This window comes from Pelagovum pacificum, assembly GCF_016134045.1.
GTDB classification, from domain to species: Bacteria; Pseudomonadota; Alphaproteobacteria; order Rhodobacterales; family Rhodobacteraceae; genus Oceanicola; species Oceanicola pacificus_A.
Genome location: NZ_CP065915.1, coordinates 963,630 through 990,596 on the forward strand (window position 1 = coordinate 963,630; position 26,967 = coordinate 990,596).

The window sequence follows — 26,967 nt, forward strand, 5'->3', positions numbered from 1 at the left end:
TAGCGTCAACAGCAAAGGGAGGAGCTGATGGCCGACGTGAACATCCGCAACGTGCGGAAGGCCTACGGAGGATTCGAGGTCATTCACGGCGTCGACGTGGAGATCGAGGACGGCCAGTTCGTCGTTCTGGTCGGGCCGTCGGGATGCGGGAAATCGACGCTTTTGCGCATGATTGCTGGGCTTGAGGAGATCACTTCGGGGGAGGTGGAGATCGACGGCGTGGTGGTCAACGAACTGCCGCCCAAGGCCCGCGACATCGCGATGGTGTTCCAGAACTACGCGCTCTATCCGCACATGACGGTGACCGACAACATGGGATTCGCCCTGCGCCTGGCGCGCGCGACGAAGGACCGGATCAAGTCGGAGGTCGGCAAGGCGGCCGGCGTGCTCGGCCTCGGCAACCTCCTCGAACGGCGCCCCGGCGCACTGTCCGGCGGACAACGTCAGCGTGTGGCGATGGGCCGGGCGATCGTGCGCGATCCCAAGGTGTTCCTGTTCGATGAACCGCTGTCGAACCTCGATGCCAAGCTGCGCGTGCAGATGCGGTCCGAGATCAAGGACCTCCATCGCCGGCTCGGCACCACGACGATCTACGTCACCCACGACCAGACCGAGGCGATGACGATGGCCGACAAGATCGTCGTGCTGAACGGCGGCCGGGTGGAGCAGATCGGCAGCCCGCTCGACCTCTACTGGAACCCGGCGAATCTCTTCGTCGCGGGTTTCATCGGCTCGCCGCACATGAACCTCCTTGAGGGGCGCTACGCCGAACCCTACGGCGCGCACACGGTCGGCGTGCGGCCCGAGCATGTCGATGTCGGCACCGGCAGCGGCGGAGAGGGCTGGCAGGGCAAGGTCGCCTTCGCCGAGCATCTCGGCAGCGACACGTTCGTCTATGTCGATCTCGACGAGCGCACGCGGGTGACCGCCCGCGCCGACGGCAGCGCGCTGTTCGAAAGCGGGCAGGACGTCACGCTGCGCCCGATGCAGGGCTTCGCCCGGTTGTTCGATGACGACGGGTCGTTCCTGAAGGCGGCCTGAGCGAAGCCGGGGTCGTGTTTCAAAACCGCACCCCCGTCTCGCCGTATTCTGGCCATCTGGCGCGGCCAACCTGAGCTCATGGCAGAGCACATGACACATCAGGCGGGCCGCGCCTCCTTCCAGCTGCGGCTCCATGACGAAAGCGATCCGTCCATCGTGGTCTTCTTCGCGGGGCGGGGCTCCTGCGGGCCGGTCGTGGTCGACAATTACGGTGGCCACTTCGCGAAGCGGCAGGGCCTGAACATCCTGCTCGTCCAGCCATTCCTGCCGAACTGGTATCAGGGGCCGGTCGCCCGGGCGATGCCGAAGGTCCTGCGCAAGCTGCTCGGGCCGTTCGGTCCGACGACCTTCGTCGGGGCCGGCATGGGCGCCTACGGCGCGCTCCTCGCGGCGCAGGCCATCCCGGCGGATCGGGTGATCGCGATCCGGCCGGTCTCGTCGCTCGATCCGTGGCGTGCGCCCTCGTTCGAGAACCGCCCGCGCGAGATGAAGCGCCTCGGCACCGACATCGACCCGGTGCTGACCCACCGTGCGCGCGACTACCAGGTGTTCGCCGACGGCGGCGCGACGGACGGGCAGGCGGCGCGCTTCTTCCTGCCCGCCGACCGGACGCACTGGCACGATGCGACGGACCTGCCGACCGACAGTTCCCTGCCGCTGACCGACGAGCGCCTGCTCGGCCTCCTCGTCGGCCCCGAAAGCGGCCCGGAGCGCAAATCCGCCGCAGGCTGACCGGCCCGCTTTCCTTGCTCCCCGTCGGCGCGGCGCTTATGTCCGGGCTGGGACAAGACGGGTGAGACGGAGGACCTTCGCGGATGGCGAATACCGAAGACCGCGAGAGCTCGCGCCAGATCGGCGTGCTGCGCCAGCTCGTCCCCTTCATAACCCCCTACAAGATGATGCTGTTCTGCGCCCTCGCGGCGCTGGTCCTGACCGCGATGGTGTCGCTGGTGATGCCGCTCGCCGTGCGCCGGGTGGTCGACAATTTCAACGTCGCCGACGGCGCCCTGATCGACCGCTATTTCGGCGCGGCCATCGGTGTCGCGGCGCTGCTCGCGGTCGGCACGGCGCTGCGCTACTATCTCGTCACCCGGCTGGGCGAGCGCGTCGTTGCCGACATCCGCAAGGCGGTGTTCGACCGGATGATCGGCATGTCCCCCGCCTATTTCGAGCGGGTGATGACGGGCGAGATCATCAGCCGCATCACCACTGATACGACGCTGATCCTGTCGGTCATCGGCTCGTCCGTCTCCGTCGCGTTGCGCAACATGCTGATCCTCGTCGGCGGTATCGCCCTGATGCTGCTGACCTCGGTTAAGATGGCGCTCATGGTGCTCTGGCCGATCCCGGTGATCGTGCTGCCGATCGTTATCCTCGGCCGCCGCGTTCGGGCGTTGTCGAAAGAGAACCAGGATTGGGTCGCCAATTCCTCCGCCTCGGCCTCCGAAGGGTTGCTCGCGGCACAGACGGTGCAGGCCTTCACGCAGGAGGGCGCGAGTCGCCGTCGCTTTGCCGAGGTGACCGAACGCAGCTTCGTCGCGGCGCGCCGCCGGATCGGCACCCGCGCGGTGCTGACTGCCGTCGTCATCTTCATCGTCTTCGCCGGGGTCGTCGGCTTCCTCTGGATGGGGGCGACCGATGTGCGCAACGGCGAGAGCACGGCGGGTGAGCTGCTGCAATTCATGATCTACGCCGTGATGGTCGCCGGTGCCGTCGGCTCGCTCACGGAGGTCTGGAGCGAACTCCAGCGCGCCGCCGGCGCGACGCAGCGGCTGTCGGAGCTGCTCGCCGCCTCCGACAGCGTGACGGACCCGAAGGAGCCGCGCCCCGCGCCGACGCCGGCCCGTGGCGTGATCGAATTCGATGCCGTCACCTTCACCTACCCGTCGCGGCCGTCCGTCTCGGCGCTCGACAATGTCTCCTTCCGCATCGAACCGGGCGAGACGGTCGCCCTCGTCGGTCCCTCCGGGGCGGGCAAGTCGACCGTGTTGCAGCTGCTGCTGCGCTTCTACGATCCGCAGACCGGCACCGTCACCATCGACGGCACCGACCTGAAGTCGATGTCGCGCAACGACTTCCGCCAGTTCATCGCCCTCGTGCCGCAGGACCCGGTGATCTTCGCCGACACCGCGCGCGAGAACATCCGCTTCGGCCGTCCCGGCGCGACCGATGCCGAGGTCGAGGCCGCCGCCCGGGCCTCTGCCGCACACGATTTCCTTGTCGCACTGCCTGATGGCTACGACAGCTACGTCGGTGAACGGGGCGTCATGCTGTCGGGCGGCCAGAAGCAACGCATCGCCATCGCCCGCGCCATCCTGCGCGATTCCCCCATCCTGCTGCTGGACGAGGCGACCTCCGCGCTTGACGCTGAAAGCGAGCGCGCGGTGCAGCTCGCCGTCGACGAGCTCGCCGTCGACCGCACCACCATCGTCGTCGCGCACCGGCTCGCGACCGTGAAGAAGGCCGACCGCATCCTCGTCTTCGAGAACGGTCGCATCGTCGCGCAGGGCACGCACGAGAGCCTCGTCGCGGATGGCGGCCTCTACGCCCGCCTCGCGCGACTGCAATTCACCGAGACGGCGCACGCCGCCGAATGACCCGACCAAGGCGGAAATCTCCGCTTTGCGATCGCGGCCACGATTACGTTGCCGCGAGGACTGTCGTTCCGTCATACTTGCCGAGAGGTGTCCTGACGCTACACGGTAGGTCAGCACCGTCCGGCATCGGGAGAATGCCGACGTTCCCGGAGGAGACCACTTGGCCTACGCCACGATAGAAGACCGCGCCGCCGTCGAAGCCGAAATGCCCTGGTCGGAGCGCGGCATGCCGCCGACGATCCATGAACAGCTGCGCCGCACGGCGGAGAAGTTCGGCTCGCGCAAGGCGACCACCTTCCAGATGTTCGCGGACGCCGGTGCGCCCGAGGACACGCTCACCTGGATCGAGCTGCTGGCGCGGACGAACCAGACCGCGAACCTTTTCCGCTCGCTCGGCGTGGGGGAGGGGGACAAGGTCGCCTTCCTGCTGCCCAACACCACCGAGACGATCCTCACCTACATCGGTGGCACGACGGCGGGTATCGTCTGCCCGATCAACCCGCTGCTGAAGTCGGAACATATCGGCGCGATCCTGCGGGACACCGGTGCCAAAGTGCTCGTCACTCTCCGGGCCTTCCCCAAGACCGACATCGCCCAGAAGACCGCCGAGGCGCTGGAGCTGGCTCCCAATGTCGAGACCGTCCTCGAGATCGACCTGCTGCGCTACATCACCGGGATCAAGAAGTTCATCATTCCGCTGATCCGCCCCAAGGTGCAGGCGAACCACAAGGCGAAGGTGCTCGACTTCAACCGCGAGATCGACAAGCAGCCGACCGACCTCACCTTCAAGACAAGCACCGAGGATCGCGTCGGGGCCTGCTTCCACACCGGCGGCACGACCGGGATGCCGAAGGTCGTGCAACACCGGCACGAGGGGATCCTCTACAACGGCTGGATCGGCGCTCGGCTTCTCTTCAGGGAAACGGACGTCATCATGTGTCCGCTTCCGATCTTCCACGTCTTCGCCACGACCGTGACGCTCGGCGCCTCGCTTTGCTCCGGTGCACAGATCGTCTTCCCGACGCCCGCGGGCTACCGGGGCGACGGAGTATTCGACAACTTCTGGAAGCTGATCGAGCGCTACCGCGTAACCTTCATCATCACGGTGCCCACGGCCATGTCCGCGCTGATGCAACGGCCTGTCGATGCCGATATCTCCTCGCTCAAGCTGGCGTTCAGCGGTTCGTCGCCCCTGCCGGTCGAGCTCTACAAGCGGTTCGAGGCGGCCGCGGGCGTCACCATCTGCGAAGGCTACGGCCTGACCGAGGCGACGTGCCTCGTTTCCATCAACCCGCCCGACGGCGAGAAGCGCGTCGGCTCCATCGGTTTCCCGTTCCCCTACACAGACGTGAAGATCATCGCGCTCGGCGACGATCCGAAGGAATGCGCGACGGATGAGATCGGCGAGATCTGCGTCAGCAGCCCCGGAGTCGTGCCCGGCGAGACCTACACCGATCCGAAACGGAACGAGGGTCTCTATTACAACGGGACGCACCTGCGCACCGGCGATCTCGGTCGGTTCGACGAGGCGGGGTATCTCTGGATCACGGGCCGGGCGAAGGACCTCATCATCCGGGGCGGGCACAACATCGACCCGGCCGAGATAGAGGATGCCCTGTCGGCGCACGATGCCGTCGCCGTCTGCGCCGCCATCGGACAGCCCGACGCCTACGCGGGAGAGCTACCGTGTGCCTATGTCGAACTGGTGGGCAACAAGACGGTCGACACGGACGAGCTCATCAAGTTCGCCAACGAGCGGATCCACGAGCGTGCCGCCTACATCAAGCATCTGGAGGTGATCGACGAGATCCCGAAGACTGCCGTCGGCAAGCCGCTGAAGAACGAACTGCGCAAGCTGGCAATCAAACGGATCTACGACGCGGCCCTGAAGGACGCGGGCCTCGATGCCACGGTCGAGGAAGTGGTCGAAGACAAGCGCCGCGGCCTCGTCGCGAAGCTGACGCGCAACGGCGCGTCCGAAGGTCAGGTGTCGGAAGCGCTCGGCAACTACACGCGGCCGTGGGAATGGGCAGACTGACGACCGACCGTTAAGCGACGGCTGTCCGGACTCCGGTCAGCCGTCTCATACCGGACATCAGTCCGTTTCGACTTCCCGCCGGGCGAGACTGTGCAGCGACTCCGTCAGGCGCGATGTCGACAGGGGCTTGGGGCAGAACTGCGCATCCGGGAAGCGGTCCGAGATCTCCCCGCTCAGCGCATGGCCCGAGTGGAAGATCAGCCCGACACCACGATCCCGCAACTTGTCGGCGAGCGGGAAGACTTCGCCATCGCGCAGGCGCACGTCAAGAATGGCGACCCGAAGACCCGGCTCGTCGCAGGATCGGTTTGCCGAGGCAACGCTCGGGAAGGGGCCGAGGACATCATAGCCGACCTCTTCTACGAGCATCTTCAGATCGAGCGCGACGATGGCCTCGTCCTCGCAGATCATGATGCTCACCTTGTCGTCTTTCCGTCCGGTCGGGTCCGAGTCATCTCTCGGGCTCATAGGTCAACCTCGTCTTGCGTCCGCTTGCATGGCTGTCGACGCTCACTTCACCGCGGATCTGCGAAGCCGACAAAGTCACGAGCGTGGACCCGAACCCGGGTTCGCCCGTCTCGACCTTTTCAAGCCGCTCATCGTAGATTTCGTTCCAGTGAAGATCGATTTTTCCGTCGCTGCGACGGTGCCACATCACATCGAGCCGCCCCTTGAGCGGGCCGAGCACACCGTATTTTGCGGCGTTCGTGGCCCATTCGTGGAGCAGAAGGGACAGCGGCGTCTGATCGTGCGTGGTGACCTCGATGTTGGGGCCCTCGCAGGTGATCTTCGCTTCGCTGTCATAGGGCTCCAGCGCGACCCGCACGGAGTCCTCGAGCGTGACCGGCCCGTCCTCGGCACTCCGCTGCGTCATGTCGTGCGAGCGCGACAGCGCCGTGACGCGCCGCTCGATCCCCTCGACCAGCGCGGGGATGGACTGGGCGTTGCGGCCGGCGATGCGCACCATGCCGGAGATGATCGAGAACAGGTTCTTCACCCGGTGGTTCATCTCGCGGATCATCATCTCGCGGACGCGGCGGGCCTCGGTTTCCTTCGTGACGTCGAACAGCACGCCCAGGATACGGGCGCGCCGCCCCTGTCCGACGCGACTGCCGACGCAGCGAAGCGTGTGCGGCCGGTCGCCGTCGCCGATGGCGAAGTTGACGTCCATCGGCTCGCCGTGTTCGCGCATGTTCCGCATCGCGCTTTCCACCGCAACTCGGTCTTCCTTCGCGACCAGGCGCAGCAATTTGCGAACCGTATCGGGCGGATTGTCCGCACGAGCGCCCAGCAATTCCTTGGATTTGCTGTCGTAATCGAGCGCGCCGGTTCTTGGGACGAACTCCCAGACCCCGAAATGCGCCACTTCGAGCGCCAGCTTGAGACGCTCGCGCTCCCGGCTGAGCTGATCCTGAAGGCGCAGCGCGTCGGTCAGCTCGGTAAAGACCAGCGTGGCGCCGTCGAGGTCACCGTAGCGCGTCAGGTAGGGCGTGATGACCAGCGCCCAGGTGCGCTCGTCGCTCCGCTCGGACACCCGCATCTGCACCGGCTCGTTGGTCCGCATCACGGTCGTGATGCCCTCGAGAACCTCCTCGTTTTCCACGAGGCTGCCGGTCACTTCCGACAACGGGCGACCACGGTCGGCCTGCCGGAACGGATAGATCGACTGGATCGCATCGGTGAAGTTGCGGATCCGTTTCTGGTTGTCGACCACGACGAGGGGCAGGGTGGTCGAGGCGAAGAAGTTGGAGAGGTCCGCGTTGGCGACCGAGAGTTCGTCCACCTTCGACTTCAGCTCGTCGTTGACCGTGGCGAGTTCCTCGTTCGTCGACTGGAGCTCCTCGTTCATCGACATCATTTCTTCGTTGGAGCTCTTCAGCTCCTCGTTCGCCGTCTCGAGCTCTTCGACCGTCGTGTGCAGGCGTGTGCGGGTCGAGCGCAGCTCGTCCTCGAGGCTCTGGACGTGGCTGTCGGAGGGATCGAGCTGTTCGATATCGTCCTCGTCCTGCGCCTCGAACCGGTCGCGGTCGCGGAACACCAGCAGGACGGAGCCGTCCGGCATCGGATCGGCCACGAGGTCCAGCTTCTGCACCCCGAGCTCCGAGCGCGCGGTCAGATCGCGGGAGACGGCGCGGCGACCGGTGCGCACGACATTGCGGATCAATGCCGACATGCCTTCGCGCAGGCCGGGACGGGCGATCGCGTGGGCGTGCTGGTTCTCCGGCCGACCGGGGTTGATGTCGAGATACTTGCCGAGCTTGCCGGTCGAGCCGAGCACCTGTCCGGTAGGCGACACGAGCAGCGACGCCGGCGCATAGCCCTGCATCAGCTTCTCGGTCACGTCGGAGCGCTGATACGACTGGCGTTCGCCTTCGGACGCCTGTCCGCTACGGGACGAGGGTTCGCGATCCGCGGAGTCGCCGCGCACCTGTCCGGGCAGATGCAGCGGATATTTCCGGCGGCCGTCCTTGCGGCGGAAGATCCGGGCGTGCGCGTCGATCGGCTGGAACAGGTTCTCATGCCGGCCGACCGTCTCCGACGGGCCGAGGAACAGCACGCCGCGCGACTTCAGCGCGTAGTGGAAAATCGGCAGCGCGGCGGTTTGGAGCTTGTCGCCGAAGTAGATCAGCAGGTTGCGGCAGGACAGCATGTCGATGTTGCTGAACGGCGGATCGCGCACGACGCTGTGAATCGAGAAGCGGATCATCTCGCGGATGCTGGTCGCGACCTGAAAGCTGCTTTCCCGCGCGATCGTGTAGCGGTCGCGCATCGTCTCGGGGATGTCGGCGAGCGCGGCGTGCGGGTAGACCCCTTCGCGGGCGATGCGCAGCATCCGCTCGTCGATATCGGTCGCGAAGATCTGCACGTCGAGATGCCGGTCGGCACTGCGCACTTCCTCGGCGAACAGCATCGCGATGGAATAGGCCTCTTCCCCGCTGGAACAGCCGGGGATCCAAATCCGGATCTCGCCGTCGTCTGCATCGCGGACCAGCGGGCGCACCACCTCGTCGCGCAGCACGTCGAAATGGTCGGGGTCGCGGAAGAAGCGGGTAACGTTGATGAGCAGCTCGCGGAACAGCACGTCGCACTCGTCCGCGTCGCTGCGGATACGCCGCAGGTAGGCGGTGGCGTCCTTGAGGTCGAGCACCTGGATACGACGCTGGATGCGCCGGATCAGGGTGGATTTCTTGTAGCCGAAGAAGTCGTGGCCGGAGGTCTTGCGCACGACGGTGCAGATGTCCTCGACACATTGCTCCACTGTCCGGGCCAGCTTCTCCTCGCTCTCCGCGACCGAGGTGTAGGCGTAGAACTGCTGGATACTCTCTATGATCCGGTCGGGGCTGCGCACGAAATCGACGAGGCCGGTGGACTGCGCCGAAGTCGGCATGCCGTCGTACTTCGCCGTCTCGGGGGCCTGCACGATGCAGAGGCCGCCATGTTCCTTGATCGCCCGCAGACCCGCGCTGCCATCGGCGCCGGTGCCCGAAAGGATGACGCAGGCGGCGTAGCGGCCCTGATCTTCGGCGAGGCTTTCGAAGAAATCGTCGATCGGCCGCCGCAGGCCGCGGGGTTGCGCGAAGTCGGTCAGGTTCAGCACGCCGCCTTCGACGGACAATCCGTGTCCCGGCGGAATAATGTAAACGTGACCGCGCGTGATCTCTTCGCCGCCGGCGACCTGGCGCACTTTCATGTCCGTGTGCCGGCCGAGCAGCTCCGCGAGCAGGCTCTCATGATTCGGGTCGAGGTGCTGGACCACCACGAAGGCGAGGTTGGTGTCGCCTTGCGCGCTCGCCAGCATCTCCCGGATAGCTTCGAGGCCGCCTGCGGAGGCGCCGATCCCGACGATCACGGTGCGGTCTGACTGGTCGTCGAGCTTGACGGGCGCGGGTTCGTTATCTTCGATCGTCAACGGTATCCGTCCATGGAAAGGCGGGCGAGCATGGCGACGGAGTCCGACAGGATCTTGGCGGAGCCCTGCATGGCGAGGCCGAATTCACGCCCGATCGTCTCGACGTCCGACAAGCTGCGGTTGAGCCGCGCATCGTTATCGTCGAGTCGAGCGCGGAGCTTGGTCGTTGTCATGTCGAACTGGGAGGCAAGGATGAAGCGGGTAACGCCCTGATCGTCGCGAAGTCTGGTCATGAAAACAAGGTTGTAGAAGGCTTCGCCCGATTTCCGGTAATTCAGGATCGGGAAGCGGCCGCCTTCCTGGCTGTCGTCTTCGAGGAATTCGCGCAGACCTGCGCGATCATCGGACGAGGTTTCTTCGCCCTGCAACATCCGGCAGTTGTGGCCGATGACGTCATCGGGCTCGTAGCCCGTCAACTCGCAGAACTTGTCGTTGACGAGAACGAGGGGCACGTCGTCGCTGGTATCCGACAGGGCGAGGGCCACCGTCGAACGATCGAAATAGGAGCGGAGCGCCTCGGGAAGCGCATCTGCATTCGAAGTCATTCTATTGCAAATCCATGCCTGGTTAGCGTTTTGTCGTCGCGTCGTGTCAATCCGACGGCGGACCGGGTCAATCTTTACGACAATATGCGAATAGTTCTGCCGAGAGGAAGGCCACTAGATCCGTTCGGCGTCAATTTGACATGGTTGCCCTAGGGTCAAAGTGTCATTTGTTATGACGAACGGGGCTTCCCGGATCATCCTGAGCCCAATCTTGCCGACATTCCGCGGTCCGCGACCATCTCGGACCCGTTCATCGTGACCGATGCGTCCGACAGCAGGAACACGGCGGCGGCGCCCACATCTTCGGGAGAATTGATGCGCCCGTCGGCGTGCCAGTCCGACAGCCGCCGGTGCTTTTCGGGATCCTCGGTGATGTGCGCGGCGCGTTCCGTCAGGGTCAGGCCGGGGCTGAGCGTGTTCACCCGGACGCCCGAGGGGCCGAGGCTCCACGCCAGCGCACGCCCGATCGCAAGCACCCCGCCCTTGGTCGCGGCGTAGGTCTCGAAACCGGGATCGGATTCGTGGGCGTGGTTGGAGGCGATGTTGACGATCGCGCCACGCCCCTGCGGCACCATGATGCGCGCGGCCGCCTGCGTGCCGACGATGACCGAGCGCAAGTTGGTCTGCCAGAGCCGGTCCATCGCGGTGACATCGAGGTCGAGGAACGGGATCACCTCGGTAATCCCGGCATTGTTGACCATCCCGTCGAGCCTGCCTTTTGTTCGGGCGACATCCGCCACCGCGGCGGCGAAAGCCTCCGCATCGGTCACGTCAACCTGCACGAAGTCCGCGCCGTCGTCCCGCGCGTTTCCCGCGCCGGCGGCATCCCGGTCGAGCACCGTCACCCGCGCCCCGGCGACCAGCGCCTGCCGCACGATGCCGCGCCCGATCCCGGCAGCGCCGCCGGTCACGATGACGATGCGATCCGCAAGCGGGCCTTGTTTCGTCGGGTCTGTCTGCGTGCTCATGTGTGCGCCTGTCGGTAATGCCTCGGCAACTTGGCACAAGGCCGGAGGAGGGAACAGGCCGGGGGCGGGCGTCCACGCCGACCCGCGGACCAGATCCTGCCTGGCGGCACGTTAAGCCGATGGAGCGACACGTCTGGCCCGGCGCAGGGGAGGGAGGAAGATCACCGGCCCAGCTACACGCTTTGGTGTCGGTCGCCGAAGGGGCCGACCCATCGCTGTTCGCCTGGTCCGGCCAACGGCGCGTTTCAGCCAGCAAGATCAATGCTCCGACCCGCCGCTCCCTCCATCCGGAACAGGGGCCGACCGCCCGTCAGATCGAGCCGGGCCACGGAAGTAAACCTTGCTATTTAGCGCGGTTAGGCCCATGTATGTGAGGCGAAGTTTTAATCTTCTCGAACCTCTGTCTCCGATAACACGGTTCTCAGTTGCTCGAACGGGACCGACTCTGCCGGGCTGCCGCGACTTGCGGGCAGCGTTCAACGGGGAGACATCACCATGACTCATGGTATCGTCAAATGGTTCAACGACCTTAAGGGCTTCGGCCTGATCAAGCCGGACTCCGGCCGGGACATTTTCCTTCACATCTCGGATGTTGAAATCGCCGGCATCGGGCTTCCGGGTCAGGGCCAGAAACTGAAATTCAGCGTGATGACCGACCGGTTCGGTCGCGAATCCGCCAGCGATCTGACCCTCGCGTGAGGCGGTCGATCGAAGAGCTCCTTCAGCGTATTCCGCCGAAAAGCGGGAACGGCGGCCGTTACCAGTCGCCGACCAACGTCTTCAAGGACGTGCCCGAGCCGCCGAAGACGCAGCTCGACAAAACCTCCGCGAACGCCCGGGTGATCATCGACGACGATGCCGTCGAACGGCTCGCCAAGAAAGAGCGGTTGAAGGCTGCGCGGCAGGCCCGCGACGCGGCGAAGAAGAACGAAGACTAGGCGCTCGCCAGGCCCGGCCGAGACGGCCCGGCGGCGAACGTCATCTCAATCGCTCGGAAACCGGAACGCTGCGCGCCCGTCTTGCGGGGGCGCCGTGTCCTCTTTGCCGAAACGGCGAGGGGTCCGACGGGCTCCGTGGTTTCGTGCCGACGTTCCGAGCGCCCGACCATCTGTAGATCGACCCCGAGAAAGGATCTCGACCATGGGCTATTCAACCCCGAAGAAACAACTCGACCTCAAGGAATTTCTCAGCCAGCCGGCGAAGAAGCGACGGGACGGCGGTTACGCGCGCCCCTGGGGCCGCACCAAGCCGGTTCCGGTCCGCGACGCACCGAAAGCCGCCGAAAGCTCCGACGCCGAAAAGTAAGCCGACCTGCCGAACGACTGTCCCGCGTGCCCGACCCGAAGGAAGGCCCTCGCGTCGGCGTGAGAGCTATGTGAACCGGTCGTCCCGCGGAGCTTCCGGGCGAACAGTCAGGTCGTTTGTGCGGGGATCGAATGGTGCTGCCGGAGAGATTTGAACTCTCGACCTCTCCCTTAACAAGGGTGCAAGCATTGGAAAATTATCCAATATTTGCGAGCGCCTTAGCGCTTCGTGCGGACATGAGCTGTACCCGATTTGTACGAAACGCGCCTTGTACATGCCTCCTGTCCGACAGCCTTGCGGAAGCTTAGTAAAAGAGTCAGAAAAGGTCTGAGAGAGCGCTTTATGTCTCCCGAGATGATTGGATCTCCTCAAGTAAAAGTCTGTCCGGAACGCGGATGTCATTTCCGCTGCTCAACCCCGAGGTTTTGATCGATGCGCATGTTCGCTGCTTCCACCGCCCTAATCTTTCTCTCTATGCCGGTGCTGGCACAGGAATTTCCCTTGGAGATCGAGCACAAGTTCGGGGTGACCCGCATTGAGGAGCAGCCGCAGCGGGTGGCGACGGTCGACGGCAACGGGGCAGACAATATTCTCGCCCTTGGTCTGCAGCCGGTTACCATCGAAGACTGGTATGGTGACTACGAGCACGGCCTCTGGCCGTGGGCGTCGCCGCTGCTGACGACCGAACCCGTCATGCTGGAACGAGGCAACTTGGATTTCGAGCGGATCGTGACATCCGACCCCGACGTGATTTTGTCGCTCTACAATTCCATGTCGAACGAAGAGTACGAGAAGCTTAGCGAAATCGCCCCTGTCGTTGCGGTCCCTGCTGATCGGGGAGACTGGAGCTTGTCCTGGCGGGAGCGGGCTACGCTCACTGGGTTGGCCACCGGCAAGCTCGATCAGGCACAGGACGGCATCGAGGCGATCGATGCGCGGCTGGCCGAGATCGCCGATGCTCATCCCGAATGGCAGGGAAAGACAGCCCTGATTGCCTGGATCTCTCGTGATGGTCAGCTCGGCGTGTACTCATCGCACGATTCTCGTACCCAGTTGCTCGAGCAAATTGGGTTCGTGACGCCTGACGAGATCAATGCGCTGGACGGCGAGGCAACCGCATCCGTCACGATCAGCAACGAGGCGATTGAGATCCTGAATGTCGACCTGTTGGTCTGGATCGATGGTGACGGAGACGTCTCGTCGATCACCGAGCTTCCAGGCCGCGACTTTATTGAACCCCATGTTGATGGCCGGGAAGTCGTGTTTACTAAGGAGGTCACTGGAGCGCTCTCCTATGGATCACTCCTCAGCCTGCCATACGCTTTCGATCGTCTCGAGGCCGGCATCGTAGCAGCCCTTGATGGCGACCCGTCCACGAATGACGATGACCGACCTGACTCTTGGTGACACAAGACGCAGTTGAAACATAAGTGCGCGTTCCTCGCACGTCGGCACGTCGGCACTTCGGCTTTAGGCGGTAGGAGTCAAGCATCGCAGATATCAAGACTTTGACGCCGAAGCGCAATAAGTAGCTTGCCGAAGCCCTGTGAGCACACTATGTTGTCTACGGGCCCCTCCTTGGTCGAAAGTCCAAGTTCCACTTGGATCGCTCATGTAGACTTTGGTCGGGCCCATCTATCCAACCCTATTTCCGCCTTTAGCGAACCTTAGGTCTACCTCATGATCAGTGGGCTTGAATAGCCAATGGCGATATGGATTATCCCAACGGTCAGTCGGTCCGTTGGGCGAACCAGTGTTGGCTCCAATGTTGAATAGTCGAGGTGTGATATTCTGTATCTCTGAATTAATATGTCGATATAGCTTCTCTTTTGCGATGGTTCTCTTGCCTCTTCGACGGGCGCCCTCTGGCTTGATGTAGAGCTTTCCATTCAATTGGGCGCAGACCGATCCTAGAATAATGTCTAGTCCTTGCAGTATTACGTGCTGTGATGAATCAATATCGTTAATGTGGCGCTTCGGTATGAAGACGTTTATACCACGCATATCGTTAGCGTTTGGTATGTTGCTTACCCGTGACTTGAAGTCCGCAATCTTCGCAGAGCTCTCAGGCAATTGATCTGGAAAGATGTGGAAATAGACTCGATCTAGGCTATTGGGATTGCAGTACTTTATTCCGAACCCATGCTTATAAAACTGATAATACAAGCGTAGATATTGCTCATCAACCTGTTCGCGCGTTAGGCCTTTGGGGACGTGAATATTTTGCGTGAACATGAGCCGAATTCGAAGGCGTGAGGTTGCCACAAATGTGAAATAGAAAGAGATAAATTCTTTATATTTTTCTAGATAGTTGGCTGTTACCTTCTCCCACTTGATTTCGCCGTTAAGGTTGAGTTCGATCTTTTTTGCAGTAAGCAGTGCGTCAATTTCTTCTCTATCTTCAGCCTTGAGCAATACGCCCCCAAAGAAATTGGAAAAGTACTTACCTTTTCGATCCGATTCATCGCTGTATATGATGTAGTTTCTCTTCGCCATGTTGCCACTGCATGCTGAGGTCCGACAGAAGTCAACCGGATCGCGTCAAGAAATCCACTCGCGAGCGAATGGCGGACGACGATAAAATTTAATTGCGAGGCGGGCAGAATTAGCTAACAAGGCGCGCGCCAAAATTTGAGTTGATCAGATCTTCTTAGCGTTTGGGAAAAAGCTCAGCAAGATTGCTTCGTGTTCAACTGCTCCGAAGTAGCAGGCGGACATGTCGGACGGATCAAAGATGAATGCCATGTCGTGTTGCTTGCTAAGGCCCTGAACGACCTTCCGCGAAAAGGGCTCGGTGCTTAGATCCGAAGCGATAAGGAGGAATGACGTCGGTTCGGCCCAAAATCCTTTCCCCTCATCAGCGTTCTCTAAAATGGAGCCGTATCTCTCATGGTAGGATTTTCCGTTCACCGTCATGTTCGCTATGCGAAATGTTACGCAATATTCATCAGTCATATTGATTCTCCTCAAGAAAGTTGGTCAAGCTTGTTCCGAAGGACCGATCTTGTCAAAGCTTAGTTCGCAAACAAATATTCTTCCAATTGATATGGCGTGCTAACAAAGGTGACGCAGAATCGAACATCACTCTGATGCTCTGTCGACCAACGGAGGAGTCTCTTGCCTTTGCGGTTTTTGGTTTTTTCTACCCTGCTTGCGATGACGTGTTCGCAGGCCGCCAATGCAGACCACTTGTCATCGGTTGCGGGACAGTACCTTTGTCGGCACTCGGTAGAGCCGGTAAGCGGCAACCCCGAAGATAAGCACTACTGGGAGTACCAGCTGTCAGCGGACCCCGATGGCCAATTCCAGATGCAAGGCTACTACTTCAACTTCGCATTGGGGCAGGTCGGTATCCAGGGCGGAGGTCAATACGACTACGCCCCCGACATCGAACCAGGCGCCGTACGGTTCAGAGGTCAGATTGTGCGAGCGAACGGACTACAAGAGCCCTACAACATGACCGTCCGGCAACTGAACCAAAGCCAACTCTACGTCCAAGTCCGCAACGTAGCGCATCTCATCAATATCTCTTGCGAGCGCTGACTGGCCGCTTTCAGCTTTGTGCAATTTGCCCGCGGCAGCCCTGCGGGGCAGATCGTTATTGTGTTCGGGATCGCGCTACAGAGCCCGTTGACCTAATGTGTTCACGAGCTTCACTGTCTGACATTTCGACCCTCGCATAGACCCGGTCCGGCAGCGCAGCATTCGACCAGCGGCCAGCTCGCGCGGCGCTGAGGCTATCAACGCCCTGTCGCACCCGCAGCTCGGTGTAGAATCCATGTCGCCCCGCCTGGTGTGGCGACAGGTATTCGACCTTGGCCGCCTTACATGCCGTCTTGAGCGCGGACGTGAAGCCCGATCGATTCGAGTAACCAAAGACCCGTGCATCCAGCCGATAGCCATCTCGGCGGTTGTGCGGGCGCCTGGGCTTGAGGTTGGCTAAAGTGACGACCATCTCGGTCGATATGGCGACCCACTGAGCGTCATGTCCCTTCTGAGCCTGGAGCCAGACGCGACGCTTCATCAGGTCGAGGTCCTTCGGTCGAATTTCGACAAGTTGTCCGATCCGGCACCCAGTCTCGAACATGAACTCCAGTCCCGCTGATACATAGACGTTGGAGTGCGCCTGCACCGATCGTATCCAAGGCCAGCTGCCGGCATTTTTTGGAAGGCGGCTCTGCTTTCCTCGGAGCTTGTCCTGATCGATGCGCTGCTGCGACGAGTACCCCCTGATGCGGATCGGCGGACACTTTCCGAGATCGTGGGCGTGGTTGATGACGGCGGACACCGGCGTGATCACCTGACGTTTCCAGGTGTCTGTCGCGGCGCTCGGGTAGAGCTTCGAACCAAGATCCCTGACCTGTTGTGGCGTGATCTTTTTCACTGGCAGGTGGCCGAGCTCAGGCAGTACCTTCAGAAGGAATTTCGCCTCGGCCGGCTTCGCAGGGTAAAGCAGCACCGCGTCGGCGAAGGTCAGGCTCGCTTCGTCGCCAAGGAGGTAACGACGGACTTGCCGCTCCGTCTCCTCTGAGATCCACGCCCTTGCGCCTGCTTCTGAAGATGCGCCTGTGCTGCTGCGGAAGTAGTCGGTGACTGGCTGGCCATCGTATTCGATGCGGCCGCGGACCCACCACGTCTTGCCTCGTTGGTATGGTTCGAGCGGCATAGCCTGCCCTCCAGGATACGATCCATCTGATCGGGTGTGATAAGCATGGCGCCCTTACCCATAAGGTGGCAAGCGCCGGCCTTCCGCGCGGCGCTCCGTAGGGTCCTCGGCGAAATTGTCATGCCGCGGTGTTCGAAGTGCCGACACCATTCCTCTGGCGTCTTCGCGCTGTCGAATATCGTGCTTCCTGTTTCAGCTGGCATTTGAGTTCACCTCCGGCCAACTCGATGACGCCGCTGGTGGCGTTGTTTCAGAGCGCCGATCATTTGACTTTCTTCGCCTCGCGCGCTTGGTGCTCGAGCTTCGCGATCGCGAGGATGGTCGGCTTCAACTCGGCCGGTGCGTCGTCATAGCCCCGACCGAACCGCCCGTTGAGCCGGGGGAGTAGCGCGCGAGGCAAGGCTTCCCAGTTCGCCGGGTCGGTGTTGGTCTTGTCGCCGTCGAGGCACTTGAGGCAGTGCCCGTCCGGCACCGGTCCATTTGCCTTCTCCCAAAGCCAGCGGTGTTCCTGGACGTACCGGCGGCCATAGCCGGTGTGCGGGTTGGTCTCGGCGACGCTGACCTCGACATAACCGTCCTTCGATATCCTGCGGTGGCCGAGGTACTTCGTGTTGTGAGGCTCGCGTCCTGGCTTGAACTGAGTCCTGGCGCTGTTCGGGTGAAACGGCATGGACTTACCCTTATTCATGGCGACCTGTCCGGGCACGAACCGCCCGTCGCGACCGGTCTTCCAACCTTGCCGCGTGCAGAGCGACTTCAGGTGATCCACCGTGATTTCCGGACGCCCGAACGTACGCTGAAACTGCCGGTGCAGTTCGCGCCTCGGCAGGTCTCGACGGACACTGACGAAGGCGAGCTCGAGCTCGGTGTATGAGATCGCCTTGCCCTTCATTCCGAATTCCCGATCTGCGGCAGGTGCGGAAGGATCTCGGCGCCGTGGTCCGCGAACAGCTTCGCGGCCTGCAGGCGAAGCTTCTGACCCTCGATGATCTGGTCGGACAGCGACACGATCGCGGTCGCTCGCTTGGTCTCCTGCTCGAGCTGCTCAGTGCTCATGGCCTCGTCGGACATGCGCTCGAGCTGCGCGAACAGGTGATCGTTCAGGTCGGTGAGCTTGTTCTTTGTCATTTGCGGATCCTCAGATGGCCTGCGACAGGGCGATGCCGGCGGCGGTCAGGCACGGGGACACGAAGCCCCAAAGCCGGATAGCGAACTGCAGGTCTTCGATGGTTTTGTCGGTGGTGGCGGGGGACAGGCGGGCCATCAGGCTGCCGCACAGGATGGCAAGCGCCAATGCGCAGGCGTGGAGCAGCACGATGACGCTGAACAGGATGATCGAGAGGATCGTCATGCCGACGGACCTTGGCCACTTGTCACCGCAACTATTGCCGCTAGGTCACCATCGCTAGCCTGTCTTGAGGCCTCGACCACCTGATCAGTCAGCTGGGCGTATGGAACGGCAGTTTCGTGACTGAGTCCGACAGCAATGGAGAGTCGCGGTATGATCTGGATTTTGACCTGGTTGGGGTCAGCCGTGGCCACTGCCGTCGTCGCGGAGTTCAAGGGGCGGCGCGTGATGTCTTGGTTTCTGCTGGGCGGTGTGCTCGGCCCTTTAGCGCTAGCTGCAGTGCTGGTGATGAAAGGTCTCGATAACGATACGGACGTCTGAGTGGCATGCATCATGCTGCACCTCTTTGCTCAGCGGTAAGCAAACTCGGCTGAACCACGACCCGGTCGCCATATGCCGGCTCCTCGCGCAGGAGCGCGCAGAGGTCCTGAAGCCTACGCTCGATCCCATGCAGTTCCTCGAGCGCAGCCGCGCGCAGCGCCACAAGCTTCCGCTTACGAATCACGAGCGCGCCGTCGTTCTGCTGAAGTGCCTTCCAGATCTCGTCGAGCGTGAGGCCAAGCCGCTTGCCCTCGAGGATCATCTCAAGCCGCGCGATCTGTGACGGTGAGTACTGCCGGTGTCCGCTCTTCGCTCGATGGCTCGTGAGCAGCTCCTTCGCCTCGTAGTGGCGCAATGTCCGCGTCGTGAGGCCGTAGGTCTCGCAGACTTCGCTGATAGTTTTCATGTGGTCGATCCTCCGTGGTCGCCTGGCACATGGGATGGGGCCGGAGCTCCGGCCCGCACCGATGGGTCAGGCCGTGCGGCCGAAGAACAGTGGGAGGCCGGTCTCTTCGGCGATGCGCGTCGCGATGGCATTGAAGTGGGAGCGGCGCGCGTACTCGACGCGGCGCCAGCGGAAGCCGAGGAGCAGACCGTCAGGCGTCGGCCGCCAGCGGAACAGGCATTCGAGCTGCGTCGGCTCCTCGCCGTGGTAGAGCGGGATCTCGAGGGTGAAGCTCGTCGGGATCGTGATGTCGCCTTTGACGACGGTGTCCTGCTCATAGGTGAACGTGCGATCGCCGTTGTCGAGCCGCGCCTTCGACCGGAACTTCGCGCCCTGGGATGCTTCGAGGTCGCGACTGATCTCGATCATCACGCCCGGCTCCGGGTCGACGATGTCGCTCGCGTTTTCTTCGAGGAACAGGGCGAAGTCGGTCTGCTCCTGCAGCTTGTCTGCGATGCTGTTCCAGCGAGTGAACTCTTCGGACGGCAGCAGCTTGAAGGTTGCATTGTGCTGATCGTGGCGCGCGGAGAGCGGGGCGTCGTGCTGGTTGTGGCCGTGCCAGTCGAGGCGCGCTTGGATGCGCCCTGCGTCATAGTCGGCAATCAGGACCGACGTCTCGGCGCTGAACCGGTTGACGTAGGTGATGTGGCTCGCCGCGTCATCGAGCGTGACCGACTGTCGAATGCTCGGGGGCAGGGCGTGCGGGTCGGGAAGCTCCTTCAGCTGGTGCCCCTCGGGCAGCAAGAAAACCTTGGCGCCGTTGAAGCCTTCGCGCTCCGGATCGGCGATGCGTGCGCCGTCGAGAACGGCCGCGAGCGCGTCGGGACTGTAGCCGATCAGCGGCAGCTCGGTGAGTGTTTCGGGGTCGGTGGGCGGTGCCATGTCGGTCTCCTCGATTGCGGTAGGTGGCAGGGTCATTCGTCGGTGCCCGACCGGGCGCCGATGTAGTCTTCGATGTCGGCCTGGTTCGGATCGCTCCGGCTCAGGAGGCCGTCGATCGTGGGCCAGTAGATCCCGGTTCCGATGGACTTGGACGGCTTCTTGATCGTGATCGTGGGGGTGGTCTCGAGCTGGCCGGCCTTGTTGGTCTTGAAGTCGATCTTCAGCGTCAGCGACCCGGAACCACTGGTCTCGCCGATCGCCTCGATCAGCTCGTGCAGCCGGTCGTCACCCTCGGACACCAGCTGGCCGCGCCGGAAGGTCTGCAGGAAGGTGAGGAAGTTCATCTCTTCGGGTTTGGCCACGGCCAGTCTCCTTTGGGATCAGAATGTTAAGGGGTGCATTTCGTGCGATGGATCAGGTTGCGCAGGCCCCACGCGCGCTTGCGCCGCGCTTCGTCGCGGGACAGGGACAGCACGGTCTCTGCGGCAGCGGCGATCATCGCGTCGGAGTATGTCGGCGCGTCTGACAGGACCTGCTCGGCCGTTGTCAGCAGCGCCGCAGCATCGTCCGCCCGGATCGCGAGCTGCGCGGCGTCCGGGGCAGCACTGAGCCGCTCGAGGATGTCCCGGTGGCGGTCGAGGTTCGCGGCCTTGTCGGCGGCGGTGTAGGGATCGGGGGTGGTGATATCGGCGAGCGCGTCGACGGCCTCGACGTCCTCTTGCGGGGGCGGTGGCCGGACCTCGTCACGGGGCGGGGCTGGAGGTGAACAGCACGCCATCAGAACCACCGCGAGTAGAGGGTGGCGGCGAAGAGGATGGCGAGGAAGGTGACTGGTACGGCGAAGCGAAGGAGGTCCGCGAGCATTTCGTTGCGGCGAGCTGCCCGCCGGCGAGCATTGGCGGCCACCATCATCTCGGCGAGGCACATCATGTTGCCCGCCGCGTTTCGTTTCAGCTTGGAGTGTATCAAATTCATCTCCCCTGCAGCCTCTGTGGCTACTGCGGGAGCAGTTAATGCATAACGTGCATCATGTCGTCAATGACGAAATTGCATGATATGCATCAAACGAAAGCGGCTCATAAAATCCGATTCGGGCAAGATGCAGCACGCCATGGGTAATTATATGGTGCCGCTGGACCCTTGCTACTTAGGCTGGTGTCTGGACGTTCACGGTTTGATCCAGTATGCGTAAGATGCCTTTTGGGGGTGCGAATGAAGAAAGAAGTTATCTTCGTCGCTGGTATCGCTTCGCTTACTGAGGACCAGCTTAATCGTTTTCTTAGACTTGCGGAGCACCATCTCCGCGCACCAGATCGAGGATCGAAAGAACACGATCCCGCTGATCTTCCGGTATCGCGCGGAACGACTTAACCAATTGGAGCTCTACGGCGGAGCGGTCGTCTGAGAATATGTCTGCTAGACTGACGCCCAAGATTTCGGCGCACTTCTTGTAAGTGTCCAGCTTGGCTGACGGGTGCATGGCTTCAGCCCGCTGTATCGTCGATTGGTTCACACCGATCATATCAGCGAGTTCGCGTTGGTTAAGGCCCTTGGCCTGTCTGAGCCGCGTCAGGTTCATGCCCAAATAATGCGCCACGTCGCGGATTCCGGCAAACGCACCACGTGCATCACGGGTCTTGTCTTGCAGATGCATAAGGTGCATCATATCCGACATGAGCAGCCTAGCCGCATATCGAAAAAGGACCGGCCTCTCCCAGCGGGCACTCGCAGAGGCCCTGGGGCGGGATCAGTCCATCATCAGCCGCCTTGAGGGTGGTTCCCTGATGCCGACTATCAGTTTCGCGTTTGAGATTGAGCGGTTCACCCAAGGCGAGGTCCCGGCTTCTTCGTGGGTGCCCGCAGATCCCAAAGCCAGAGCAGCGTCGTGATCGTGCGAAGACTGCATATCCTGGTCGGCGAAATGCCAAGGGGCAGCTTGATGTCTCTGCGGTTCTCATACCAACATCGTACTTGGTCGCTGGGGCGCCGCCCATGAGTAAGCGCCCCCTGATCTCGCAAGATGCTGCGGCTCGGTCAGTGGAGGATGCGATGCGTCTCCGGGTCGGACGTGGCAGGCGGTATTCCTTCGCCGGTCTCAGCGATGCAACCGGTATTCCGACCAGGACGCTCGAGAGCTACGTGCAGGGCTCGACGCCGGGGCATGCTGCACTTCTCTCGCTCTGCTCGGTTCTCGGCCCGTCCTTCACCAGCGACATTCTGGCCGTCTGCGGTCAGTCAGCCAAAGACGGCAGCACCGACGATCCGGAACACATGCAAGTGCTTGGTGCCCTTGGGTCTCTCACGGCCAAGCTCGCTGACGCATTCGCAGATGGTCATGTCGATCATCGCGAAGCCGCGGCGCTGCGGCCTGCGGCACAGCACCTGATGGAGGTGCTCGAGCCGCTGACGCGGGACCCGGCGAAGGTCACGACATTGGGGGGCGGGAAATGAAGCTGTCACCGCGTTCCGAGGCGTTGGCCTACCGGATCTGGGGGCACTGCACCCCGATCGGCTGGAACTGCACGATGCGAGAGGTCGCCGAGGCCCTCGAGGAAGATCGCAGCCGCATTTCGTCGATCGCGAACAAGAAGGGATGGTCGGACCGGTTCCGTCGATCCGGGCGGCACATGCACTTTCGGGGCGATGATCCTCCGACGACCACTCACGGCATGCTCCTCCGGATTGACGAGGAGTTGGAGAACCTCGGGGGTGATGTGTGACGCAGAACCGATCGTCTGCCGTCATGGCCCAACGCCACGAGGCACACGACAGCCTGGATTTCTTTCCGACGCCGCCCTGGGCAACCCGCGCGCTCTGCGAGTGGCTGCAGGGGCAGGGGCAGCCGATCGACCAACTGCGCGCTACTGAGCCGGCGTGCGGGCAGGGCGATATGGCGCGTCCGCTGGCGGAATACTTTGGCGATGTTTGGGCGTCTGATGTTCACGACCACGGCTGGACGGGTCTCTGCGAGATCTGGGACTTTCTGCTGTCGCCGCCGCACCGGGATGCTGACGACTGGATCATCACCAATCCGCCATTCCGGCTGGCGCTGCCGTTCATCCAGCTTGCCCGCATGCGTGCAGCGGCCGGGGTCGCCATGCTGGTCCGGACGTCGTTCCTGGAAGGCGGAGAGCGGTATCGGGAACTGTTCGCCGACGATCGACCGACGCATGTCCTGCAGTTCTGCGAACGCGTCCCGATGGCGAAAGGGCGCCTCGACGCGAAGGGTAGCACGGCGACGGCCTACTGCTGGCTAGTCTGGCTTGGTGCCGACCGCGCGCTAGAGACGGTCTTCGACTGGATTCCGCCCGGCACGCGAAAACGGCTCGAGTTGCCGGGCGATTATCCGACTGCTCCGAAGCTGGAACCCGGCTCAGCGCCGTTGCTGGAGGGAGCGCGGACATGAGGCGCAAATTTCATGCCGACTTCGAGCTGAGCGAGGCCGTTCTCCGCCTGACCCTATCCGAGGCCGACCGCCAGTTCGACACGCTGGTGGTCGACCCGATAAACCCGCGTGCCGAGGACCTGCTGCTCGCTTGCTTTGTGCCGCTGCCCTGGACGGCGGACATGACCGTGACGTGCAACTTTCCGGCGCGCCACTGGGAGCGCAGCAGGCCATCCACGTTCTGCAACGCGATCCTCGAGGCTGCGCGGCGTGAGCTCTCTGCCAGGGGGGCGGCCAATGCCTGAGCCCATCCTCACCTGGCGCCGGATCAGTGCTGACGTCGGCCAGGCCGAGCACAACGGCCGCTGCTACCAGCTCCTGCGGTACCGGCCCGCCCGTGGCCCGCCTGTCGGCGCTCTCTCCCACACCCTGTTCGGTCTCTGGATCGGACCTTTCTTGGACGGCGCGGGCGCGCATCTGTGCGCCCGGCCGTCGGCGCGCGAGCTCATGGCGTGTGCCGAGTGGTGGGCGGCGGAACTGCCGCCCATCGCCCGGGACGCTGCACCTTCAGAAGACCCCGGCGGGGGCGGAACGGACGGCAAGGCATGCAGGCATCAGGACAACAGGACGGCCGCCTGATCGGGTCGGACGAGTGGCTGCAGGGCCGCTTCCTCTGGCTGAAGGACGTGCGCCGGGACGTCTCGCTCAGCATGACCGCCCGCATGGTCGGCCACGAGCTCGTGCTGGCGCACACGAACCGCCAGAGCATGCGCTGCGATCCCCGCCTCAGCGACATGGTCGACAATCTCGGCATCTCCGAGCGGACGCTCAAGCGCGCGATCGCCGAGCTGGTCGACCAGGGCTGGCTCGTGCGGTCGGTGAAGGGCCGGGGGCGCGGCTCAGACTATCGCTTCCGCTTCCGCAACCGGCTGGTCGTCATAAAGGGTGACAGAAATGGCACCCATTCCAGCTCCGAAAGGGTGTCAGAAATGGCCTCCTTTGAGAGCGGAAAAGGTGTCAAATCTGGCCCCCTTTCGGATGGCAAAAGGGTGCCAATTTTGTCCAAAAAGGGTGCCAGATCTGTCATCCCCCATAATATAGCTAAACCAGAACTGAACCAGGAGGCGCGCGCCCACACACGTGCAGGCGCGCGAGGCGGCTCGCCGCGTTCGCCAGGTTCGAAACTCTCCGACAACCCGAACGTCGTCGCCGAGGCCGAGCGCGCGGTCGCCCGGTTCCGCGACGGCCACACCGACGCGATCGCCGAGCTGCAGCCGTGGGTGCGCGGCCACGTCCTCGCCGCCGGCCTGCTGACCGACGCGGAGCGCGAGACCGCCGGCGTCGGTGCCGAGAAGGGATCAGCGCCATGACCACCGACAGCACGCCGACCCAGACCGCCGAGACGAAGCGCGACCGGGTGCGCCGCCTGCTGCTCGAGCCGCTTGGCTTCCGCAAGTCGGCCAACGTCACCGCCGAGCGGCAGAAGGCGATCCTCGACCAGGTCTGCGACGAGCTCGCCTATCTCAGCGACGAGGGGCTGGCCCGGGTCCGCGAGGCGCTGCAGGCGAAGGGGCAGGGCAAGGCACGCGACTGCTGGCCGGAGCTCGCGAGCTTCCGCGCCTATGCCGAGATGGCCGAGCCGCGCCCGATCGAGGAGCTGCCGGCGCTGCGCCGCTGGTTCGGCTCGATCGAGGGGCCGAAGGCCATCAACGAGCGGACGCTGGTCGAGACGTGGGTCTGGTTTCAACGCCACAAGCGGCCTCCGGTCACGCCCGCAGATCGTCGGCAAGTTTTCGAGCGCTCCGAACGCAACCGCCGGAAGCTGACCATCATCGAGGAGCGGATCGCGGCGGGCCGGGAGGTCGACGCCGAGGACCGGGACTGGGTGCGGCGGTACCGGGAGAAGCGGGACTACCTCGAGCAATTGGTCGAGCAGGAGCGCGGGGCGAAGGGGCAAGAGGCATGATCGGAGAAACGATGACGCGCAGGATAAGCGACGAGGACCGGCGGCTGATCGACGAGGCCCTCGGGCAGGGCAGGGCGACCGTCAAGCGCAAGGCAGCGCCGGCAGAGCGGCAGCCGCTCGACTGGCCGGACAAGATCGCTCTGCCGCGCGAACGCTCGGGCGTACCCGTTCGCGCCGAGCGCCGTACTGTCCCGGCCGAGATGTCCGTCCAGCAGGCGCTGGAATGGGCGTTCCGGCGCGAGAAGGTGCACCTCGAGCTACCGGACAACCGACCGGCGGAGGAGCGGGGGTTCGGGTTCGGGATGGAACACGTGCTGATCGAACGGGCGAAGCTCGGTGGCGTGCGCATCGACACGTCGATCGGCCGCAGCGAGCCGCACGAAGATGCTGAGGCGATTGCAGGCATACTCGCTGGGCTGCCGGGATTGCTCGGCGGGAGGTTCGTAGCAATCAAGGTCGCCGAGTGCGCTCGGACTGGACTGACGCCGGATTGGATGCCGGGGGCGACGCCCAAGCTTGTACCTCTGGACTGGACCCGCCGCCGACCTGGTGAAGTCGCCAGTAGTCAGGCGCTCGAGGAAATCGAGGTTCGCTACAGGGGGCGTCGTCGGCGGAGGGTCATCAACTGGACGCCGTGCGAGTACGCTCCATCGTGGTCTACAATTGCGCATGCGCGCGCGGTTTATCGTGATTGGTGGTTCGCCCTCTCGCATGTCCGCCGCGCCCTCCAGTCATCGTCTGTTCTGAGACACACCAACATCAACGACCTTATGCCTCCGCAGCAGCCGTGGGGTCAGGACCTCCGAAAACCGGACTGGAAACCTATCCCGCCACTGCGCAGCTGGACCGGGCGACCGCTTGCAGGCCGATGATGCGCCTTTCGAGCGTGATGTTGGGACGCGATGGCGTCGGAGGTTGCATCACCCTGTTTCGCGACGATAGCTTTACGAACGTGGCCTTGAACTTCTCAGGGTATGTGAGGGCGATGAGCGACCTAGACTCATCCAGAACCGTATTTCGTGCGCTACGAGGTGTCGCCTGGCTGGTGATCTTTACCGGCGTGTTGGTGGCTGTGCTGTTGTGGATTGCTCGTGACGCTGGGACCACTTCAGGCTCGGCCTCCGGCGCGACATCACTCGTCGTTGGATTGGCAGTCGGCGGTGCGATCTCTACAGGCGGTCTCGTGCTGCTCGCGATTGCGCATCTGGGATTGGTCCAGGTTGCGGTTTTCGATGCCGGCCAGGAGACGACTGGCGATGGCTCGGTCGCATCCGCGCGCCCGGTGCTAGTTCAGTCGAACGCTCTGATTTCTCCCATCGGGGACGATCACGCAGACCGATCAACCGTCTACCGAGGCACTGTCGTTAGGGACGGTGGAGATCACCTAACGGCGAATGGACAACGGTTCGCGTCCGTGGAAGACGCGAAGGCGGACATCGATCGGCGGCTCGAGCAATCATCAACCTGAGATCGCCGTCCATTGGCAGCCCTGCGGTAGATCCTTGTTGACAGATCGGGACTCGAGTGGTTTGACATCTAACCAGCAACCG

The 26,967-nt window shown here is 63.1% G+C and carries 34 protein-coding genes; 18 read left to right on the forward strand and 16 right to left on the reverse strand.

The annotated features are described in order from the left end of the window. Positions 1 to 27 precede the first annotated feature (27 nt). The 4 genes from I8N54_RS04870 to I8N54_RS04885 all read left to right on the forward strand — a co-directional run bounded on the left by I8N54_RS04870 (position 28) and on the right by I8N54_RS04885 (position 5,676). Entirely contained in the window at positions 28 to 1,041 is a 1,014-nt protein-coding gene (locus I8N54_RS04870) for an ABC transporter ATP-binding protein (protein ID WP_140193640.1), read from the forward strand. A gap of 90 nt (positions 1,042 to 1,131) precedes the next feature. Next, positions 1,132 to 1,773 carry a hypothetical protein gene (locus I8N54_RS04875; RefSeq protein ID WP_140193639.1) on the forward strand — a complete coding sequence of 214 codons (642 nt, stop codon included), beginning with the start codon at positions 1,132 to 1,134 and terminating at the stop codon, positions 1,771 to 1,773. 83 nt (positions 1,774 to 1,856) lie between these two features. Next, positions 1,857 to 3,638, forward strand: coding sequence for an ABC transporter transmembrane domain-containing protein (locus I8N54_RS04880; RefSeq protein WP_140193638.1), 1,782 nt, complete (start codon positions 1,857 to 1,859; stop codon positions 3,636 to 3,638). A 160-nt stretch (positions 3,639 to 3,798) separates the two neighbouring features. Continuing rightward, positions 3,799 to 5,676 carry an acyl-CoA synthetase gene (locus tag I8N54_RS04885; protein ID WP_140193637.1) on the forward strand — a complete coding sequence of 626 codons (1,878 nt, stop codon included), beginning with the start codon at positions 3,799 to 3,801 and terminating at the stop codon, positions 5,674 to 5,676. Between the two features lie 57 nt (positions 5,677 to 5,733). Here I8N54_RS04885 and I8N54_RS04890 read toward each other — a convergent pair whose 3' ends face one another. The 4 genes from I8N54_RS04890 to I8N54_RS04905 all read right to left on the reverse strand — a co-directional run bounded on the left by I8N54_RS04890 (position 5,734) and on the right by I8N54_RS04905 (position 11,099). Next, positions 5,734 to 6,087, reverse strand: coding sequence for a response regulator (locus tag I8N54_RS04890; protein WP_140195603.1), 354 nt, complete (start codon positions 6,085 to 6,087; stop codon positions 5,734 to 5,736). A gap of 40 nt (positions 6,088 to 6,127) precedes the next feature. Then, positions 6,128 to 9,586: a chemotaxis protein CheB gene (locus I8N54_RS04895; protein WP_331459687.1), complete on the reverse strand. Its 3,459-nt coding sequence runs from the start codon at positions 9,584 to 9,586 to the stop codon at positions 6,128 to 6,130. Further along, positions 9,583 to 10,131: a PAS domain-containing protein gene (locus I8N54_RS04900; protein ID WP_140193636.1), complete on the reverse strand. Its 549-nt coding sequence runs from the start codon at positions 10,129 to 10,131 to the stop codon at positions 9,583 to 9,585. Before I8N54_RS04900 ends, I8N54_RS04895 begins: the two co-directional genes overlap by 4 nt. 194 nt (positions 10,132 to 10,325) lie before the next feature. Then, positions 10,326 to 11,099 (reverse strand): SDR family NAD(P)-dependent oxidoreductase, encoded by a 774-nt coding sequence (locus tag I8N54_RS04905; RefSeq protein WP_140193635.1) that lies wholly within the window; start codon positions 11,097 to 11,099, stop codon positions 10,326 to 10,328. 495 nt (positions 11,100 to 11,594) lie between these two features. On the opposite strand from I8N54_RS04905, the gene I8N54_RS04910 reads away from it, so the two are divergent. From I8N54_RS04910 to I8N54_RS04925, 4 genes are all read left to right on the forward strand, one after another. Further along, positions 11,595 to 11,798 carry a cold-shock protein gene (locus I8N54_RS04910; protein WP_140193634.1) on the forward strand — a complete coding sequence of 68 codons (204 nt, stop codon included), beginning with the start codon at positions 11,595 to 11,597 and terminating at the stop codon, positions 11,796 to 11,798. Further along, positions 11,795 to 12,037: a hypothetical protein gene (locus I8N54_RS04915; RefSeq protein ID WP_140193633.1), complete on the forward strand. Its 243-nt coding sequence runs from the start codon at positions 11,795 to 11,797 to the stop codon at positions 12,035 to 12,037. Before I8N54_RS04910 ends, I8N54_RS04915 begins: the two co-directional genes overlap by 4 nt. Before the next feature lie 202 nt (positions 12,038 to 12,239). Further along, the gene (locus I8N54_RS04920) at positions 12,240 to 12,404 is read left to right on the forward strand and encodes a hypothetical protein (protein WP_197097613.1); all 165 of its coding nucleotides are present in this window, start codon (positions 12,240 to 12,242) and stop codon (positions 12,402 to 12,404) included. A gap of 432 nt (positions 12,405 to 12,836) precedes the next feature. Next, entirely contained in the window at positions 12,837 to 13,811 is a 975-nt protein-coding gene (locus I8N54_RS04925) for an ABC transporter substrate-binding protein (RefSeq protein WP_140193632.1), read from the forward strand. Between the two features lie 228 nt (positions 13,812 to 14,039). Here I8N54_RS04925 and I8N54_RS04930 read toward each other — a convergent pair whose 3' ends face one another. The 6 genes from I8N54_RS04930 to I8N54_RS04955 form a co-directional block, all read right to left on the reverse strand. Continuing rightward, positions 14,040 to 14,900, reverse strand: a complete 861-nt coding sequence (locus I8N54_RS04930; protein ID WP_140193631.1) for a DUF3800 domain-containing protein — start codon at positions 14,898 to 14,900, stop codon at positions 14,040 to 14,042. 144 nt (positions 14,901 to 15,044) lie between these two features. Next, positions 15,045 to 15,359 (reverse strand): hypothetical protein, encoded by a 315-nt coding sequence (locus I8N54_RS04935; RefSeq protein ID WP_140193630.1) that lies wholly within the window; start codon positions 15,357 to 15,359, stop codon positions 15,045 to 15,047. A 643-nt stretch (positions 15,360 to 16,002) separates the two neighbouring features. Next, positions 16,003 to 17,070, reverse strand: coding sequence for a site-specific integrase (locus tag I8N54_RS04940; protein ID WP_140193628.1), 1,068 nt, complete (start codon positions 17,068 to 17,070; stop codon positions 16,003 to 16,005). Positions 17,071 to 17,332: 262 nt separating this feature from the next. Next, entirely contained in the window at positions 17,333 to 17,962 is a 630-nt protein-coding gene (locus I8N54_RS04945) for an HNH endonuclease signature motif containing protein (protein WP_140193627.1), read from the reverse strand. Further along, on the reverse strand, positions 17,959 to 18,198 hold the full coding sequence (locus tag I8N54_RS04950; RefSeq protein WP_140193626.1) for a hypothetical protein: 240 nt from the start codon (positions 18,196 to 18,198) through the stop codon (positions 17,959 to 17,961). Before I8N54_RS04950 ends, I8N54_RS04945 begins: the two co-directional genes overlap by 4 nt. A 10-nt stretch (positions 18,199 to 18,208) precedes the next feature. After that, positions 18,209 to 18,421 (reverse strand): hypothetical protein, encoded by a 213-nt coding sequence (locus I8N54_RS04955; RefSeq protein ID WP_140193625.1) that lies wholly within the window; start codon positions 18,419 to 18,421, stop codon positions 18,209 to 18,211. A 150-nt stretch (positions 18,422 to 18,571) separates the two neighbouring features. Between I8N54_RS04955 and I8N54_RS04960 the strand changes: the two genes are divergently transcribed. Beyond that, positions 18,572 to 18,739 (forward strand): hypothetical protein, encoded by a 168-nt coding sequence (locus I8N54_RS04960; protein ID WP_197097500.1) that lies wholly within the window; start codon positions 18,572 to 18,574, stop codon positions 18,737 to 18,739. A 10-nt stretch (positions 18,740 to 18,749) separates the two neighbouring features. On the opposite strand, the gene I8N54_RS04965 is transcribed toward I8N54_RS04960, so the two are convergent. From I8N54_RS04965 to I8N54_RS04990, 6 genes are all read right to left on the reverse strand, one after another. Continuing rightward, entirely contained in the window at positions 18,750 to 19,145 is a 396-nt protein-coding gene (locus I8N54_RS04965; protein WP_140193623.1) for a MerR family transcriptional regulator, read from the reverse strand. Positions 19,146 to 19,211: 66 nt separating this feature from the next. Further along, positions 19,212 to 20,066 carry a DUF2303 family protein gene (locus tag I8N54_RS04970; protein WP_197097499.1) on the reverse strand — a complete coding sequence of 285 codons (855 nt, stop codon included), beginning with the start codon at positions 20,064 to 20,066 and terminating at the stop codon, positions 19,212 to 19,214. 32 nt (positions 20,067 to 20,098) lie between these two features. Beyond that, on the reverse strand, positions 20,099 to 20,428 hold the full coding sequence (locus I8N54_RS04975) for a hypothetical protein (RefSeq protein WP_231592470.1): 330 nt from the start codon (positions 20,426 to 20,428) through the stop codon (positions 20,099 to 20,101). A gap of 26 nt (positions 20,429 to 20,454) precedes the next feature. Continuing rightward, positions 20,455 to 20,844, reverse strand: coding sequence for a hypothetical protein (locus I8N54_RS04980; RefSeq protein ID WP_140193621.1), 390 nt, complete (start codon positions 20,842 to 20,844; stop codon positions 20,455 to 20,457). Next, positions 20,844 to 21,041, reverse strand: a complete 198-nt coding sequence (locus I8N54_RS04985; RefSeq protein WP_140193620.1) for a hypothetical protein — start codon at positions 21,039 to 21,041, stop codon at positions 20,844 to 20,846. The genes I8N54_RS04980 and I8N54_RS04985 overlap by 1 nt, the downstream gene beginning before the upstream one ends. Before the next feature lie 304 nt (positions 21,042 to 21,345). Further along, a complete protein-coding gene (locus I8N54_RS04990) occupies positions 21,346 to 21,741 on the reverse strand; it encodes a helix-turn-helix domain-containing protein (protein ID WP_140193619.1) in 396 nt (131 codons plus the stop codon). Here I8N54_RS04990 and I8N54_RS20345 point away from each other — a divergent pair. From I8N54_RS20345 to I8N54_RS05035, 9 genes are all read left to right on the forward strand, one after another. Continuing rightward, complete coding sequence (locus I8N54_RS20345; protein ID WP_140193618.1) at positions 21,740 to 21,955, forward strand: helix-turn-helix domain-containing protein; 216 nt, start codon at positions 21,740 to 21,742, stop codon at positions 21,953 to 21,955. The two genes, I8N54_RS04990 and I8N54_RS20345, sit on opposite strands and share 2 nt — an antisense overlap. 160 nt (positions 21,956 to 22,115) lie before the next feature. Then, positions 22,116 to 22,517 (forward strand): hypothetical protein, encoded by a 402-nt coding sequence (locus tag I8N54_RS05000; protein ID WP_140193617.1) that lies wholly within the window; start codon positions 22,116 to 22,118, stop codon positions 22,515 to 22,517. Further along, complete coding sequence (locus tag I8N54_RS05005) at positions 22,514 to 22,786, forward strand: hypothetical protein (protein ID WP_140193616.1); 273 nt, start codon at positions 22,514 to 22,516, stop codon at positions 22,784 to 22,786. Before I8N54_RS05000 ends, I8N54_RS05005 begins: the two co-directional genes overlap by 4 nt. Before the next feature lie 23 nt (positions 22,787 to 22,809). Continuing rightward, positions 22,810 to 23,472, forward strand: coding sequence for a hypothetical protein (locus I8N54_RS05010; RefSeq protein WP_197097498.1), 663 nt, complete (start codon positions 22,810 to 22,812; stop codon positions 23,470 to 23,472). Then, positions 23,469 to 23,756 carry a hypothetical protein gene (locus tag I8N54_RS05015; RefSeq protein WP_140193614.1) on the forward strand — a complete coding sequence of 96 codons (288 nt, stop codon included), beginning with the start codon at positions 23,469 to 23,471 and terminating at the stop codon, positions 23,754 to 23,756. The genes I8N54_RS05010 and I8N54_RS05015 overlap by 4 nt, the downstream gene beginning before the upstream one ends. Positions 23,757 to 24,056: 300 nt before the next feature. Then, the gene (locus tag I8N54_RS05020) at positions 24,057 to 24,821 is read left to right on the forward strand and encodes a helix-turn-helix domain-containing protein (protein WP_198571751.1); all 765 of its coding nucleotides are present in this window, start codon (positions 24,057 to 24,059) and stop codon (positions 24,819 to 24,821) included. After that, entirely contained in the window at positions 24,818 to 25,417 is a 600-nt protein-coding gene (locus I8N54_RS05025; RefSeq protein ID WP_140193611.1) for a hypothetical protein, read from the forward strand. The genes I8N54_RS05020 and I8N54_RS05025 overlap by 4 nt, the downstream gene beginning before the upstream one ends. Next, positions 25,414 to 26,289 carry a hypothetical protein gene (locus tag I8N54_RS05030; protein ID WP_140193610.1) on the forward strand — a complete coding sequence of 292 codons (876 nt, stop codon included), beginning with the start codon at positions 25,414 to 25,416 and terminating at the stop codon, positions 26,287 to 26,289. The genes I8N54_RS05025 and I8N54_RS05030 overlap by 4 nt, the downstream gene beginning before the upstream one ends. Next, positions 26,289 to 26,885, forward strand: a complete 597-nt coding sequence (locus I8N54_RS05035; RefSeq protein WP_232790433.1) for a hypothetical protein — start codon at positions 26,289 to 26,291, stop codon at positions 26,883 to 26,885. The genes I8N54_RS05030 and I8N54_RS05035 overlap by 1 nt, the downstream gene beginning before the upstream one ends. Positions 26,886 to 26,967: the final 82 nt, after the last annotated feature.